The organism is Gordonia paraffinivorans (assembly GCF_900683595.1).
In the GTDB taxonomy this organism is placed as follows: Bacteria; Actinomycetota; Actinomycetes; order Mycobacteriales; family Mycobacteriaceae; genus Gordonia; species Gordonia paraffinivorans.
On sequence record NZ_CAACYD010000005.1, the window covers coordinates 580,828 to 593,954 of the forward strand.

General features: G+C 69.6%; 11 protein-coding genes. 6 read left to right on the top strand and 5 right to left on the bottom strand.

Annotation, left to right across the window (positions count from 1 at the left end; translation table 11 throughout):
* Nucleotides 1-117: 117 nt before the first annotated feature.
* The gene (locus E1P53_RS04800) at nt 118-1,569 is read left to right on the top strand and encodes an RNA polymerase sigma factor (protein ID WP_131733611.1); all 1,452 of its coding nucleotides are present in this window, start codon (nt 118-120) and stop codon (nt 1,567-1,569) included.
* 45 nt (nt 1,570-1,614) lie between these two features.
* Here the strand turns inward: E1P53_RS04800 and E1P53_RS04805 are convergent, their stop codons facing one another.
* Nucleotides 1,615-1,974, bottom strand: a complete 360-nt coding sequence (locus tag E1P53_RS04805) for a DUF952 domain-containing protein (protein ID WP_006899161.1) — start codon at nt 1,972-1,974, stop codon at nt 1,615-1,617.
* Between the two features lie 322 nt (nt 1,975-2,296).
* Between E1P53_RS04805 and E1P53_RS04810 the strand changes: the two genes are divergently transcribed.
* Nucleotides 2,297-2,506, top strand: a complete 210-nt coding sequence (locus E1P53_RS04810; RefSeq protein WP_006899162.1) for a DUF7455 domain-containing protein — start codon at nt 2,297-2,299, stop codon at nt 2,504-2,506.
* 124 nt (nt 2,507-2,630) lie between these two features.
* Here the strand turns inward: E1P53_RS04810 and E1P53_RS04815 are convergent, their stop codons facing one another.
* Entirely contained in the window at nt 2,631-4,385 is a 1,755-nt protein-coding gene (locus tag E1P53_RS04815) for a DEAD/DEAH box helicase (protein ID WP_131733612.1), read from the bottom strand.
* Between the two features lie 358 nt (nt 4,386-4,743).
* On the opposite strand from E1P53_RS04815, the gene E1P53_RS04820 reads away from it, so the two are divergent.
* Nucleotides 4,744-5,994 (top strand): YihY/virulence factor BrkB family protein, encoded by a 1,251-nt coding sequence (locus E1P53_RS04820; RefSeq protein ID WP_006899164.1) that lies wholly within the window; start codon nt 4,744-4,746, stop codon nt 5,992-5,994.
* A gap of 22 nt (nt 5,995-6,016) precedes the next feature.
* Here the strand turns inward: E1P53_RS04820 and E1P53_RS04825 are convergent, their stop codons facing one another.
* Complete coding sequence (locus tag E1P53_RS04825) at nt 6,017-6,289, bottom strand: DUF3039 domain-containing protein (protein WP_006899165.1); 273 nt, start codon at nt 6,287-6,289, stop codon at nt 6,017-6,019.
* 87 nt (nt 6,290-6,376) lie between these two features.
* Between E1P53_RS04825 and E1P53_RS04830 the strand changes: the two genes are divergently transcribed.
* Nucleotides 6,377-6,862: a DUF3099 domain-containing protein gene (locus E1P53_RS04830; RefSeq protein WP_131733613.1), complete on the top strand. Its 486-nt coding sequence runs from the start codon at nt 6,377-6,379 to the stop codon at nt 6,860-6,862.
* 239 nt (nt 6,863-7,101) lie between these two features.
* Nucleotides 7,102-8,121, top strand: a complete 1,020-nt coding sequence (locus E1P53_RS04835; RefSeq protein ID WP_109237801.1) for a sigma-70 family RNA polymerase sigma factor — start codon at nt 7,102-7,104, stop codon at nt 8,119-8,121.
* 27 nt (nt 8,122-8,148) lie between these two features.
* Here the strand turns inward: E1P53_RS04835 and E1P53_RS04840 are convergent, their stop codons facing one another.
* Both E1P53_RS04840 and E1P53_RS04845 read right to left on the bottom strand, forming a co-directional pair.
* On the bottom strand, nt 8,149-11,016 hold the full coding sequence (locus tag E1P53_RS04840) for a bifunctional acetate--CoA ligase family protein/GNAT family N-acetyltransferase (protein ID WP_131733614.1): 2,868 nt from the start codon (nt 11,014-11,016) through the stop codon (nt 8,149-8,151).
* Nucleotides 11,009-12,253 carry an acetoin utilization protein AcuC gene (locus E1P53_RS04845; RefSeq protein WP_131733832.1) on the bottom strand — a complete coding sequence of 415 codons (1,245 nt, stop codon included), beginning with the start codon at nt 12,251-12,253 and terminating at the stop codon, nt 11,009-11,011. The genes E1P53_RS04840 and E1P53_RS04845 overlap by 8 nt, the downstream gene beginning before the upstream one ends.
* A gap of 169 nt (nt 12,254-12,422) precedes the next feature.
* On the opposite strand from E1P53_RS04845, the gene E1P53_RS04850 reads away from it, so the two are divergent.
* A complete protein-coding gene (locus E1P53_RS04850) occupies nt 12,423-13,118 on the top strand; it encodes an iron-dependent transcriptional repressor DtxR (protein ID WP_109237799.1) in 696 nt (231 codons plus the stop codon).
* Nucleotides 13,119-13,127: the final 9 nt, after the last annotated feature.

Consider the following 13,127-nt stretch of genomic DNA (forward strand, 5'->3'; position numbering starts at 1 on the left):
TCGTCACGGTCAGCTGAGCCGAGAAACCAAGCCCTTGTCCACGGCAGCCCCTGCTGCCGCGTCACGTGTCACAGCGACGACGCCGACCGACCTCCGACGCCTGGCAGGCGCCGGCGCATGACACCGACAGAAGACACCACCGAAGACAGTTTCGAAAGGTTGTACGTGGCAGCCACCAAGACCCAACAGGGGGACGCCGAGGCCGAATCGACCGAGTCGACCACCGCCTCCACCCCGGTCAAGCGGACCGCCAAGAAGGCCGCGAAGAAGACCGCTGCCCGTAAGGCGCCCGCGAAGAAGGCCGCAGCGAAGAAGGCGACCAAGAAGACGACGGCGAAAAAGGCGGCCAAGAAGGCCACCGCGGCCAAGGGTGAAGACCCGAACGTCGAGGCCGACGAGGTCGACTCGATCGACGACATCGACGTGCCCGACACCGATCTCGAGGACGTGGAGATCGACGACATCGAGGTCGACGACGACGAGACCGACGAGGCCGACGACTCCGAGGAAGAGGACGAGGAGTCCGACGAGGCCGACGACAAGGGCAAGGGCAAGGCCGCGAAGGCCGACGCGAAGTCGGGCGACTTCGTGTGGGACGAGGAAGAGTCCGAAGCCCTCCGCCAGGCCCGCAAGGACGCCGAGCTCACCGCTTCGGCCGACAGCGTCCGCGCCTACCTCAAGCAGATCGGCAAGGTCGCGCTCCTCAACGCCGAGGAGGAGGTCGAGCTCGCCAAGCGCATCGAGGCGGGGCTGTACGCCACCGAGCGCCTGCGCCGAATCATGGAGTCCGGCGAGAAGATCAGCACCGCGCAGAAGCGTGACCTGAACTGGATCTCCCGCGACGGCAACCGCGCCAAGAACCACCTCCTGGAGGCGAACCTCCGACTCGTGGTCTCGCTGGCCAAGCGCTACACCGGCCGCGGCATGGCGTTCCTGGACCTGATCCAGGAGGGCAACCTCGGTCTGATCCGCGCGGTCGAGAAGTTCGACTACACAAAGGGTTACAAGTTCTCCACGTACGCCACGTGGTGGATTCGCCAGGCGATCACCCGCGCCATGGCCGACCAGGCCCGCACCATCCGCATCCCGGTGCACATGGTGGAGGTCATCAACAAACTCGGCCGGATCCAGCGCGAACTCCTCCAGGACCTCGGCCGCGAGCCGACCCCGGAAGAGCTCGCCAAGGAGATGGACATCACCCCGGAGAAGGTGCTGGAGATCCAGCAGTACGCCCGGGAGCCCATCTCGCTCGACCAGACCATCGGCGACGAGGGCGACAGCCAGCTCGGCGACTTCATCGAGGACTCCGAGGCGGTCGTCGCGGTCGACGCGGTGAGCTTCACCCTGCTCCAGGATCAGCTGCAGTCGGTGCTCGAGACGCTCTCCGAGCGCGAGGCCGGTGTCGTCCGTCTCCGCTTCGGCCTGACCGACGGACAGCCGCGCACCCTCGACGAGATCGGCCAGGTCTACGGCGTGACGCGTGAGCGCATCCGTCAGATCGAGTCCAAGACGATGTCGAAGCTGCGCCACCCGTCGCGGTCGCAGGTGCTCCGCGACTACCTCGACTGACCTCCTGTCGGGGTCACCCCGGATTCGCGCTCGCCCCCGTCGCCGTCACCCGGCGACGGGGGCGAATGCGTTGTCGGGGCCGGGCAGGTACTCACGCACCTCGACGACGGCGTCGAGCGGCAGCGGGCCGTACAGATGTGGGAAGAGCATCGACGCCGGGTCGGTCGGAACCCCCGGCTCCCATCGGATCTCGGCGTCGAGGCGGGCCGGGTCGAGGACCAGCAGCAGCAGGTCCCGCCGCCCGGCGAAGAGCCGGTTCGCCGGCAGGTGGACCTGTTGCGGCGTCGAGAGGTGGACGAATCCGGCCTCGGCGAGGGACGGTGGCCGCAGGTGCGTCGAGCCCCGGCTCGCCTCCCAGGCGTCGGCGGTGATCAGATGCGTGAGAACAGGATGATCGGTCGGCACGCACGCGATTGAGCCGGTGCCCCGGACCCGTTGTCAAGGCCACCCCCCCCGGAAAAGACGGCGGTTCGGTGGTTTGGAACCCGCCCGGAGGGGTATCCGGATGGTGCGTCCCGGGAATGTGATCCGGGCCGCATCACTTCCATCACAGACGTTTTCGGTGTGTTGCGGGTTGTAAACGGTGAGTGACGACACACCGAGGGCACCTGCCGGAACAATACGAACGTGCCGAACGTCTGACAGAGTGAGGTTGACGCATCGCCCGGATGTGTCGGCTCGAAGGGACGGCGACCGGCCACCGGCGCCCGACCGGGACGGAGGAACAATGACTGACATCGCCACCACCACAGCCCCGATCTTCATGCCGCTGACCGCTGCCGATCGGTGTGATCGCTGCGGCGCGGCCGCCAAGGTCCGTGCCGTCATGCCCAAGGGCGGCGAACTCCTCTTCTGCCGCCATCACTTCAACGAGCACGAGGCCCGCCTGGTGGAGCTCAGCGCCACCGTCATCGAGTCCGAGGGTGAACTGGTCTGACACTCGTCATGGCCCGACGGGCGAGCCACAGACGTAGACCGACGAGAACCCGGCCGGAGACTCTCCGGCCGGGTTCTCTCGTGTGTCGGGTGCGCTCGTGAGCGCCGATCGTGCGGTGTCGCCGTCAGCGCCACTCGCGCAGGGCCGCGATCCGCTCCTTGAGCTGCTCGGCGGTGGCCATCGCGGTCGGCGGGCCGCCGCAGCGGCTGCGCAGTTCGTTGTGGACCATGCCATGTGGCTTGCCCGTGCGGTGATGGTGCATGGCCACAAGGGTGTTGAGCTCCTTGCGCAACGCGTGGAGGTTCTCCCCGGTGGTCTCGGGCCGACGGACGGGCTGCTCCTGCGCTTCCGGCGCGGCCTTCTTCGTCGCGCGCGCCGCGACCTGCTCGGCCTGCCGCTTCTGCAGCAGCGCTCGAACCTGGTCGGCGTCGAGCAGACCCGGCAGACCCAGGTACTCCGACTCTTCGTCGCTGCCGGCAAAGGTCGTGGTGCCGAAGGACGCACCGTCGAAGATCACCTGGTCGAGTTCGGCGTCGGCGTGCAGCGACTGGAAGGCGGGTTCGTCCTCCCCCGGCTCGTCCTTCTGCTTGTTCGCGTCGACGAGCAGCTGGTCGTCGAGGCCGTTGCTCTCCCGGTGCGGCTTGCCCAGGACGTGGTCACGCTCGGCCTCCATCTGGCTGGCGAGGTCGAGCAGCACCGGCACCGAGGGCAGGAACACGCTCGCGGTCTCGCCCGGGCGCCGCGACCGCACGAACCGGCCGATGGCCTGGGCGAAGAACAGCGGGGTCGACGAGCTGGTCGCGTACACGCCCACGGCCAGCCGCGGGACGTCGACGCCCTCGGACACCATGCGGACCGCGATCATCCACTCGTCGGTGCCCTCGGAGAACTCGGCGATGCGCGACGACGACTTCGGGTCGTCGGACAGCACGAGTGTCGGCTTCTTGCCGGTGATGGCCTCGAGGAGTTCGGCGTAGTCGCGCGCCGTCGACTGGTCGGTGGCGATGACCAGCCCGCCGGCATCGGGCATGCCGCTGGCCCGCAGCTGTCCGAGGCGGGTGTGGGCGGCGGTGAGCACAGCGGGGATCCAGTCGCCGTGCGGGTCCAGTGCGGTGCGCCAGGCACGGGCGGTCTGCTCGGCCGACAACGGCTCGCCGAGTCGCGCGGTGTACTCCTCGCCGGCGCTGGTCCGCCAGCTGGCCTCGCCGGAGTACGCCAGGAAGACCACCGGACGCACGACGCCGTCCTTGAGCGCGTCGGCGTAGCCGTAGGTGTGATCGGCCTTGGACCGCATCAGTCCGCCGGGCTCGGGTTCGTAGGTGACGAACGGGATCGGCGAGTCGTCGGAGCGGAACGGCGTACCGGTGAGCAGCAGCCGGCGCTCGGCGTCGTCGAAGGCCTCGCGGATCGCCTCGCCCCAGCTCTTGGCGTCGCCGCCGTGGTGGATCTCGTCGAGGATGACCAGCGTGCGCCGGTTCTCGGTGCGGACGCGGTGCTTCGCCGGGTGGGCGGCGACCTGCGCGTAGGTGAGGCACACGCCCTGGAAGTCGGAGCTCGTCGAACCGGTCGAGTTGGAGAAGTTGGAGTCCAGCGCGATGCCGACGCGGGCGGCGGCCTCGGCCCACTGGTGTTTGAGGTGCTCGGTGGGCGCGACGACGGTGATCTGGTCGACGGTGCGGTCGTCGAGCAGTTCACGGGCCACCCGCAGCCCGAAGGTGGTCTTGCCGGCGCCGGGCGTCGCGACCGCGAGGAAGTCCTTCGGCTTGCGCGTCAGGTACTTGGTCAGCGCGCGACGCTGCCACGCGCGCAGCGACGGGAGGTTGGGCTTGGCGGGTCCGGAACCTGTGGGAGTGCTGGTGGAGGGTTCGGCTGACGTCACGTGTGTGCTGCTCCTGACGGCGTTCGGTTCCCTGCCGGGCATGAGACGTCCCCTCGCATGCGGAACCCGCGGTCGTGAGGGGACGAGCCGATCTTACCGCCGGAGCGCGCCGGCGCCCGCATCGCGACACCCGCCCGGAGCACGCGCCACGGGTGGCAGGCGTACGTGATCTGAACGACTCGCCCGGTGACCCGGATACCCGGCCGGAGCCCGGATCGGGGATATTGAACTCATCACAACGCGCAAGAGAACTCCGGTCCCGCTGACCGACGACGGGGTGTCGTCGGCGGGTCGAGCGCGCCCGCAACCGGCCGCCACCGGGGTTCGGCGCCCGAATCCGGCGGCGTCGAACGGGACGGTGTCGAACGGGACGGCGTCGAACGCGGTGACCGAGCCGATCGGCACCCGCCCGACCCCGGGCCGTGCCCGCCGGCCGGCGCCGTTGTCCGCCGACCTCGACCTCGACGCGGCGCAGGCCGGCCCCGCAGGGCCGTATGCGACCGGCGGCGGCACCGCCGACCCCATCCCGGCGGCACCGGAGCAGGAGACCTCGGAACGGACGGCCGACGCCGATGAGCGCGGGCTCCCGATCCTGCCGAACATCCACCGCGTCATCTGGCGCACGATGGTCAAGTCGTTCGACGACGGCATCATCGGCTGGGCGGCGCAGGCCGCGTTCTGGCAGGCGCTGTCGCTGCCGCCGCTGCTGCTGGGTCTGCTGGGTTCGGTGGGCTATGTGTCGGGCTGGTTCGGGCCGGACACCGTCGACGTCGTCTACGACCGCATCATCGACTTCGCCGAGCGCACGTTCACCGAGACCGTCGTCGACGACCTCATCACGCCGACCGTCGACAGCGTCCTCGGGCGCGGACGCATCGGCTTGATGTCGGTCGGCTTCATCCTGTCGCTGTGGGCCGGGTCGTCGGCGATGTCGTGCTTCATAGCCTCGATCGCGAAGGCCCACGACCAGCACGAGGTCCGGCATCCGGTGTGGCAGCGGTTCTTCGCGCTGTTCCTCTACATCGGGTTCCTGTTCGTGGCGGTGTTCCTGCTCCCACTGGTCGCGCTCGGACCCAACTATCTCCGCAAGATCGTGCCGGAATCGTGGGGCTCGTTCCTCACCACGCTGATCAACTACGGCTACTTCCCGACCGTCGCGATCCTGCTGCTGCTCGTGCTCACCACCCTGTACCACATGGCACTGCCCGATCCCCTGCCCTGGCATCGGCTCATCGGGGGCGCCATCGTGGCCGGCGTGTTCTTCTGGGTGGCGAGCTACGTGCTGCGCATCTACCTGACGAAGATCACCGAGGCGGGCGTCTCCTACGGCGCGCTCGCGACGCCGATCGCGTTCCTGCTGTTCGCGTTCTCGCTCGGCTTCGGGATCGTCGCCGGCGCCGAGTTCAACGCCGCGGTGCAGCAGTTCTGGCCCGCCAAGGCTTCCCCGACCACCCGGGTCCGTCACTGGGTGAACTCGCAGACCTCCGACATCACCGATCAGCTCAAGACAATCCCCGACCGCCTCTCGTCGGGACCGATCCGTCGCCCGTCGCGCGGCGGCGACGAAACCGGCGACGCCGCCGGCAGGACTGATTCCACCGGCGACTGACCGGCCCCGACGACGTGAGCCGTTACTTGCGGAGCTTGCTGTAGATCTTCTTGCACTTCGGGCACACCGGCGAGCCCGGCTTCGCGGCCCGGGTGACCGGGAAGGTCTCACCGCACAGCGCGACCACGTGGGTGCCCATCACGGCGCTCTCGGCGATCTTGTCCTTCTTGACGTAGTGGAAGAACTTGGGGCGGTCGTCGTCGCCGGAGTCGGTGGAGTCGGCGTCGGGCCGCTCGTCGGTCTCGGTGTCGGTCAGCTCGTCGAGATCGGGGCGTTCGATGGTTTCAGTTGCCATTGCTCTATTGTGCGTCACCGGGAACCGGGAGTGCATTCGCCGAACGAAAGTGGGACAGTGGAGACGGTGTTCGAACAAGGGGATTCCATGGACGCGAACGGCCGTCGACCGCACGACACCGAAGACCCCGGGGGGCAGTGGGGACGGACCGATCGCCCCGACCTCTCCCCCGAGACCTTCCTGATCACCGCCGCCGAGGACTCGCTGGAGGCTCAGCGTCGCGCCCGTGTGCACAAGTACCTCATCATGATGTCCGTCCGCGTGCCCGCGCTGGTGATCGCCGGCATCGTCTACAGCGCGACCGGCTCGGGGCTGCTGGCGCTGGCGATCGTCGCGGTGTCGATCCCGCTGCCCTGGATGGCCGTGCTCATCGCCAACGACCGCCCGCCCCGCAAGCGCGGCGAGTCCCCGCACTACATGTACGACCTGCCCCACGACGTGCTCGGCCCGCAGTCGCTCTCGCGGTCCGGCCGCCTCGACGAGGGCGGCCCGGACCGGACCGCCGAGGACCCGCGCGCGGCCGGACGCGTCATCGAGGGACAGGTCGTCGATCCCCGGCCGGACGACAACTGACGTCCGGGAGCGACTCCGCGATCGACCGGTCCTCCGCGACCGGACGCGGTACCCTCCGCGTTCCCGCGGGGAGAACATCTCAGCAACTTCTCAGCACCGCGGATCGGACGACGATCCGTCTTCGCAGGTCATCCGCGGGATGACCCAGCCTCCGTCGGGTTTGCGACGAACCACTTCCGGGAACTATCGCCCGCAAGCGGACGTTGAACCCATTGAACGCACTCAAGTCAGGAGGCCGCATGTCACGCTCGACAGTTGCACGTTCGACCCCGACCACCACCACCTTCGCCGAGCCGTCCGAGGCCGGCACCCGGCCGGCGATGACGGAGCAGGATCTCGATGCCCAGTCTCCTGCCGCGGATCTCGTCCGCGTCTACCTGAACGGGATCGGCCGTACCGCACTCCTCAACGCCGAGCAGGAGGTGGAGCTCGCCAAGCAGATCGAGGCCGGTCTCTACGCCAAGCACCTCCTCGCGACCAAGAAGCGCCTGTCCGCCGCCAAGAAGCGCGACCTGCAGATCATCGTCCGTGAGGGTGAGGCCGCACGAGCGCATCTTCTCGAGGCGAACCTCCGCCTCGTGGTCTCGCTGGCCAAGCGCTACACGGGTCGCGGTATGCCCCTGCTCGACCTCATCCAGGAGGGCAACCTGGGTCTGATCCGCGCGATGGAGAAGTTCGACTACGCCAAGGGCTTCAAGTTCTCGACCTACGCCACCTGGTGGATTCGTCAGGCCATCACCCGCGGCATGGCCGACCAGAGCCGCACCATCCGCCTGCCCGTCCACCTCGTCGAGCAGGTCAACAAGCTGGCCCGGATCAAGCGCGAGCTGCACCAGCAGCTCGGCCGCGAGGCCACCGACGAGGAACTGGCCAACGAGTCGGGCATCCCGGCGGAGAAGATCGCCGACCTCCTCGACCACAGCCGCGACCCGGTGAGCCTGGACATGCCGGTCGGCAACGACGAGGAGGCCCCGCTCGGCGACTTCATCGAGGACGCCGAGGCCACCTCCGCCGAGAACGCGGTCATCGCCGGTCTCCTGCACTCCGACATCCGGGCGGTCCTCGCGACCCTCGACGAGCGCGAGCAGCAGGTCATCCGGATGCGCTACGGCCTCGACGACGGGCAGCCGCGCACCCTCGACCAGATCGGCCGCATGTTCGGCCTGTCGCGCGAGCGCGTCCGCCAGATCGAGCGCGAGGTGATGGGCAAGCTGCGCGCCGGCGAGCGTGCCGAACGTCTCCGCGCCTACGCCAGCTGACCCTCACCCCGCCGGGGTTCTCCCCGCCTAGTTGAGCCGTCTCGGCCCGGTGTCCCGCCTGTCGGGCACCGGGCCGACGCGTACCTGCGCGTTCAGCACCGACGCCCCGTCGACCGACGCGAGGATCGGATCGCACAGCACCTCGCGCACCTCGGGGATGTCGTCGACGAGCGTCGAGATCCGCAGCAGCAGGTCGACGAGCGCCTCCTTGTCGGCCGGCTCCTCTCCCCGGTATCCCGCCAGCAGCGGCGACGACCGCGGCTCGTCGATCAGCTCTCGGGCGTCGAGCTCGGCGAGCGGGATCGCCCGGTAGCCGTGGTCGCCGAGGAGTTCGAAGGTGCGTCCGGACAACCCGAACGAGATGACCGAGCCGAACGACTGGTCGTCGCGGACCCGGATGACCGTGCCGACGCCCTTCGGCGCCATCTTCTGCACGTGCAGCACCTCGTCGCCGGTCAGTTCGCGCAGCTCGGCGAACGCGTTGACGACGGCGGTGGCGTCCGGGAGGTCGAGACGGGCGCCCTCGCGGTCGAGGCGGCCCCGCCACTTGGACGACGTCGCCTTCACCGCCACGGGGAACCCGAGTTCGCGGGCCGCCGCCGACGCCTCGTGCATCGTGGTGACCTCGCGGAACGGGACCACGCCGATCCCGTACCAGCGCAACAGTTTCGCCGAGTCCACCGCGGACAGCTGCCGTTCCGCGGTGCGGGCCCCGTCCACGTGCCCGTCGGGCGCGGCCATGGCCTCGCGCACGAACATGCGCGCGGCCTCGGGGTCGGTGCCCTCGGGCCGGTGGATCTCCGACTCCGGGCGCATACGCCACTTCGCGTACTGCCAGGCCCGCGCCAGCGAGGTCGCCGCGCGCTCGGGGCTGGCGTACGACGGGATCGACCCGCGCTCGGGCAGGCCGTTCGGCCCGGGCTTGGTGAGGCCGGGCGGGATGCCGTCGACGGCGAGGAAGGTCGTCACGATGGGCTTGGCGCCGTCGGCGTCGGGGATGTTCGCCGCGGCCACCAGCGCCCGCGCGTGCCAGTCGGCGTCGACCGCCACCGGCGGGACGAACACGACCACGATCGAGTCCACGCCGGGGTCGCGCATCGCCGCCGAGACCGCGTCCTCGAACTGCTCCTCGGTGGCGCCCGCACCGAGGTCTACGGTGTCGACGACCTCGAGTCCCCCGCTGCGGGCGGTGTCGGCGGCCAGGCTGCCGAGCACCGAGGAGTTGCCGATGATGCGGACGCGCGGACCGCGCGGCAACGGCTGATAGGCGAATAGCGCTGCGCAGTCGAAGAGTTCGGGGATCGTCTCGACCTGGATGACGCCGGCCTGCTCGAGCATCATGCGCGCGATCTCGTCGTCGAAGTTGGCGGCGGCGCGCGCCTTGCGCACCGGGCTCATCGCACCCTTGCCCGACTTGACCGCGATGATCGGCTTGGACCGGGAGACGCGCCGCGAGATGCGGGAGAACTTGCGCGGGTTACCGAAGCTCTCGAGGTAGAGCAGGATCACGTCGGTGGACGCGTCGCTGTCCCAGTACTGCAGCACGTCGTTGCCGGAGACGTCGGCGCGGTTGCCGGCAGAGACGAAGGTCGACAGGCCGATCTGGCGCCGTGCGGCGGTGTCGAGGATCGCGATGCCCAGGGCGCCGGACTGGCAGAAGAAGCCGACGCGCCCGGCGGCCGGGATGTGCGGGGCCAGGGTGGCGTTCAGCGCGATCTCCGGGTCGTTGTTGGCCACGCCGAGCGCGTTCGGTCCCACCAGGCGCATGCCGTGCTCGCGCACCTGGGCGACGAGGCGCCGCTCGTTCTCCAGACCCTCCTGCTCGCCGGAGTCGCCGAAGCCCGACGAGACCACGACGAGGGTGCGCACGCCCTTGACCAGACAGTCGTCGAGCACGTCGTCGACTTGGGACGCGGGCACCGCGACCACCGCGAGGTCGACGGGGTCGGGGATGTCGCGCACGGTCTCGTAGGCGCGGATGCCGCGCACCGACGGCGGGCGCGGCCGCACCCGACGCTGTCGCGGGGACACCGACGCGACCGATCCGTGACCGCAGCGCCTCGGGTCCTCTCCCTCCTCCTCGACGCGGGCGGGGCCGTTGACCGGGAACACCGGACCGGTGAACCCGCCGGCGATGATGTTGGCCAGCAACGCGTTTCCGACCTTCTTCGGGTCGGTCGACGCGCCGATGACGGCCACCGAGGCCGGGCGCAGCAGGTTGGCGACGCTGCGGGCCTCGGACGCGCGCTCGCGTGCGTTGCGCACCGACAGCAGGGCCTCGGTGGGATCGATGGTGAACTCCACGTGCACGGTGGAGCCGTCGAAGCTGCGCGACAGCTGGTAGCCCGCGTCGCGGAAGACCGCCACCATGTTCGGGTTCTCGCTGAGGACTTCGGCCTCGAAGCGGGTGAAGCCGTTCTCGGCGGCGGCGCCGGCGAGGTGCTCGAGCAGGATGGGGCCGAGCCCGCGTCCCTGGTGTTCGTCGGCGATGACGAAGGCGACCTCGGCGGACTCGGGCTTGCCCTCGGAGGCGAGTCCCTCGTAGATGCCCATGCCGATCATCTCGCCGCCCAGCATCGCGACGATCGCCACGCGCTGCTTGTGGTCGACGGTGGTCATCCGGGCCACCTCGCGCGGCGGCAGGGTCGGCGTCGGACCGAAATACCGCATGTAGCGGGTGCGTTCGGAGAGCTTGGAGTGGAACTCGACGAGCCGTTCGGCGTCGTCGGGGACGATCGGACGCAGGTGGACCACGCCGCCGTCGGCGGCCAGCACGTCCGCGATCCAATGTCGCGGATAGTCCCACGCCTCGCGCGGTTCGGGCTTGTCGGCCGTCGCCTGCGCGGTGGACGCGGAATCGGACTTCGGCGGGGTCGGGGCGTCCTTGTCAGTCACGTGGATCCTCCGGGTCGAGACCGTGCAGAGGGTACACCGCACGGCGCGTCGACAGGATCGCACGATCGGTCTGTCGCTGTGAGGTCGCGCTCACCCCCTCCGGCGGCTCCTGCCCGGCGTCTCCGTCCCACGGCTGGAAGTCGACGTCGCCGCCGTCGCCCATGACCCGCTCGGGCGGGCGCGCATAGTCCGTGTGGACCTGGGTGGCGATCTGTTCTGCTGTGGCACACCAGGATTCGTCGATCTCGGTGGTGACGTCGATCTCCCGGCCGAGCGCGACGCCGAGCAGGTGCGTCCAGCTGCGCGGCACGACGTTGACGACGCCGTAGCCACCGCCGCCGACGGCGATCCACCGTCCCTCGCAGTATTTGTCGGCAAGATCACGCATCGCGATCATCGCCGCGCGCTGGCCCTCCACGGTGAGCGAGAGGTCGGTGAGCGGGTCGGCGCGATGACTGTCGGCGCCGCACTGGCTGACGATGATCTGGGGCTTGAAGTCCGCGATCAACGACGGGACGACGGCGTGGAACGCACGCAGCCACAGGCGGTCCTCGGTGTTGGGCATGAGCGCGAGGTTGACCGCGGTGCCCTGCGCGTCGCCGTCGCCGATCTCCGTCGGCCAGCCGGTGCCCGGCCACAGGGTCGCCGGGTGCTGGTGCAGCGAGACGGTCATCACGCGCGGGTCGGCGGCGAACTCCACCTGCACCCCGTCACCGTGGTGGGCGTCGACGTCGATGTAGGCGATGCGGTCGAAACCCTGGTCGAGCAGGTACCGGATGGCGATGGCGCAGTCGTTGTAGATGCAGAACCCCGCGGCGCGGGCCTTCATCGCGTGGTGCATGCCGCCGCCGATGTTGACCGCGCGGGTGGCCGCTCCCGTGGCGACGGCCTGCGCAGCGGCCAATGTGCCGCCGACGAGCAGTCGCGCGGCCTCGTGCATCCCGGCGAAGACCGGGTTGTCGGCGTCGCCGAGCCCGAAGAGCCGTTCGAGGAGCGGCCCGGACAGCGATGCCGTTCCCGAGCCGACCGCGCGGACGGCGTCGATGTAGTCGCGGGTGTGCACGACGGTGAGGGCGTCGTCGTCGATGCTCTTCGGCGGCACCGTCTCGATGCCGTCGAGGACTCCCAGGCTCTGGGCGAGGGTCATCGTCAGGGCCAGCCGCACCGGGTTCATGGGATGGGTGTGGGCCCATCGATAGGAGAGGAAGTCCTCGCTCCAGATGACGGCAGTGGAAATATCGCTCACGCCTTCAGGCTAGTGGTTCACCTCGCAGCCGGGGCATCGGTGTCACATGCCGCACACCCCGGTACGGTCAGGGGTGAGGCACGCGTCGCCGGCACTCAGCGTCCGAGGTCACCCGGGGTGCGCAGGGTAATCTGGGCGGAGACGAAAGGGATTGGGCACAGTGAACGATCTGGTTGACACCACCGAGATGTACCTGCGGACGATCTACGACCTCGAAGAGGAAGGCATCGTGCCGCTGCGGGCACGTATCGCCGAGCGCCTGGACCAGAGCGGTCCCACCGTGTCCCAGACCGTCGCCCGGATGGAACGCGACGGACTCCTCCGGGTGGCCGGCGACCGTCACCTCGAACTCACCGAACGGGGCCGTTCGCTGGCGATCGCGGTCATGCGCAAGCATCGCCTGGCCGAGCGCCTGCTGGTCGACGTCATCGGCATGCCCTGGGATCAGGTCCACGAGGAGGCCTGCCGCTGGGAGCACGTGATGAGCGAGAACGTCGAGCGCCGACTGCTCGCCGTCCTCGACTACCCGACGACGTCGCCGTACGGGAACCCGATCCCGGGCCTGGATCTGCTGGGCGTGGAACTCTCCCCGACCGACGACGGCGCCACCCGCGTCGCCGAGCTCCCGCCGGGCGACACCGTGGCCGTGATCATCCGGCGCCTGTCGGAGCACGTGCAGTCCGACCCGTCGCTCATCGCGCAGCTGCGCGAGGCCGGCGTGGTGCCGAACGCCCGTGTCACCGTGACCAACCAGGCCGGCACGATCACCATCAACACCCCGGGCCACGAGGGCCTGGAGCTCTCCCCGGACATGGCGCACTCGGTGTTCGTGGAAAAGGTCGTCGAGAAGGTCTAGTCGAGACCT

Coding starts and splice junctions, on each gene's coding strand:
- E1P53_RS04800 (WP_131733611.1), top strand. CDS start 118: ATGACACCGACAGAAGACACCACCGAAGACAGTTTCGAAAGGTTGTAC.
- E1P53_RS04810 (WP_006899162.1), top strand. CDS start 2,297: ATGACTGACATCGCCACCACCACAGCCCCGATCTTCATGCCGCTGACC.
- E1P53_RS04825 (WP_006899165.1), bottom strand. CDS start 6,289: ATGGCAACTGAAACCATCGAACGCCCCGATCTCGACGAGCTGACCGAC.
- E1P53_RS04830 (WP_131733613.1), top strand. CDS start 6,377: ATGGACGCGAACGGCCGTCGACCGCACGACACCGAAGACCCCGGGGGG.
- E1P53_RS04835 (WP_109237801.1), top strand. CDS start 7,102: ATGTCACGCTCGACAGTTGCACGTTCGACCCCGACCACCACCACCTTC.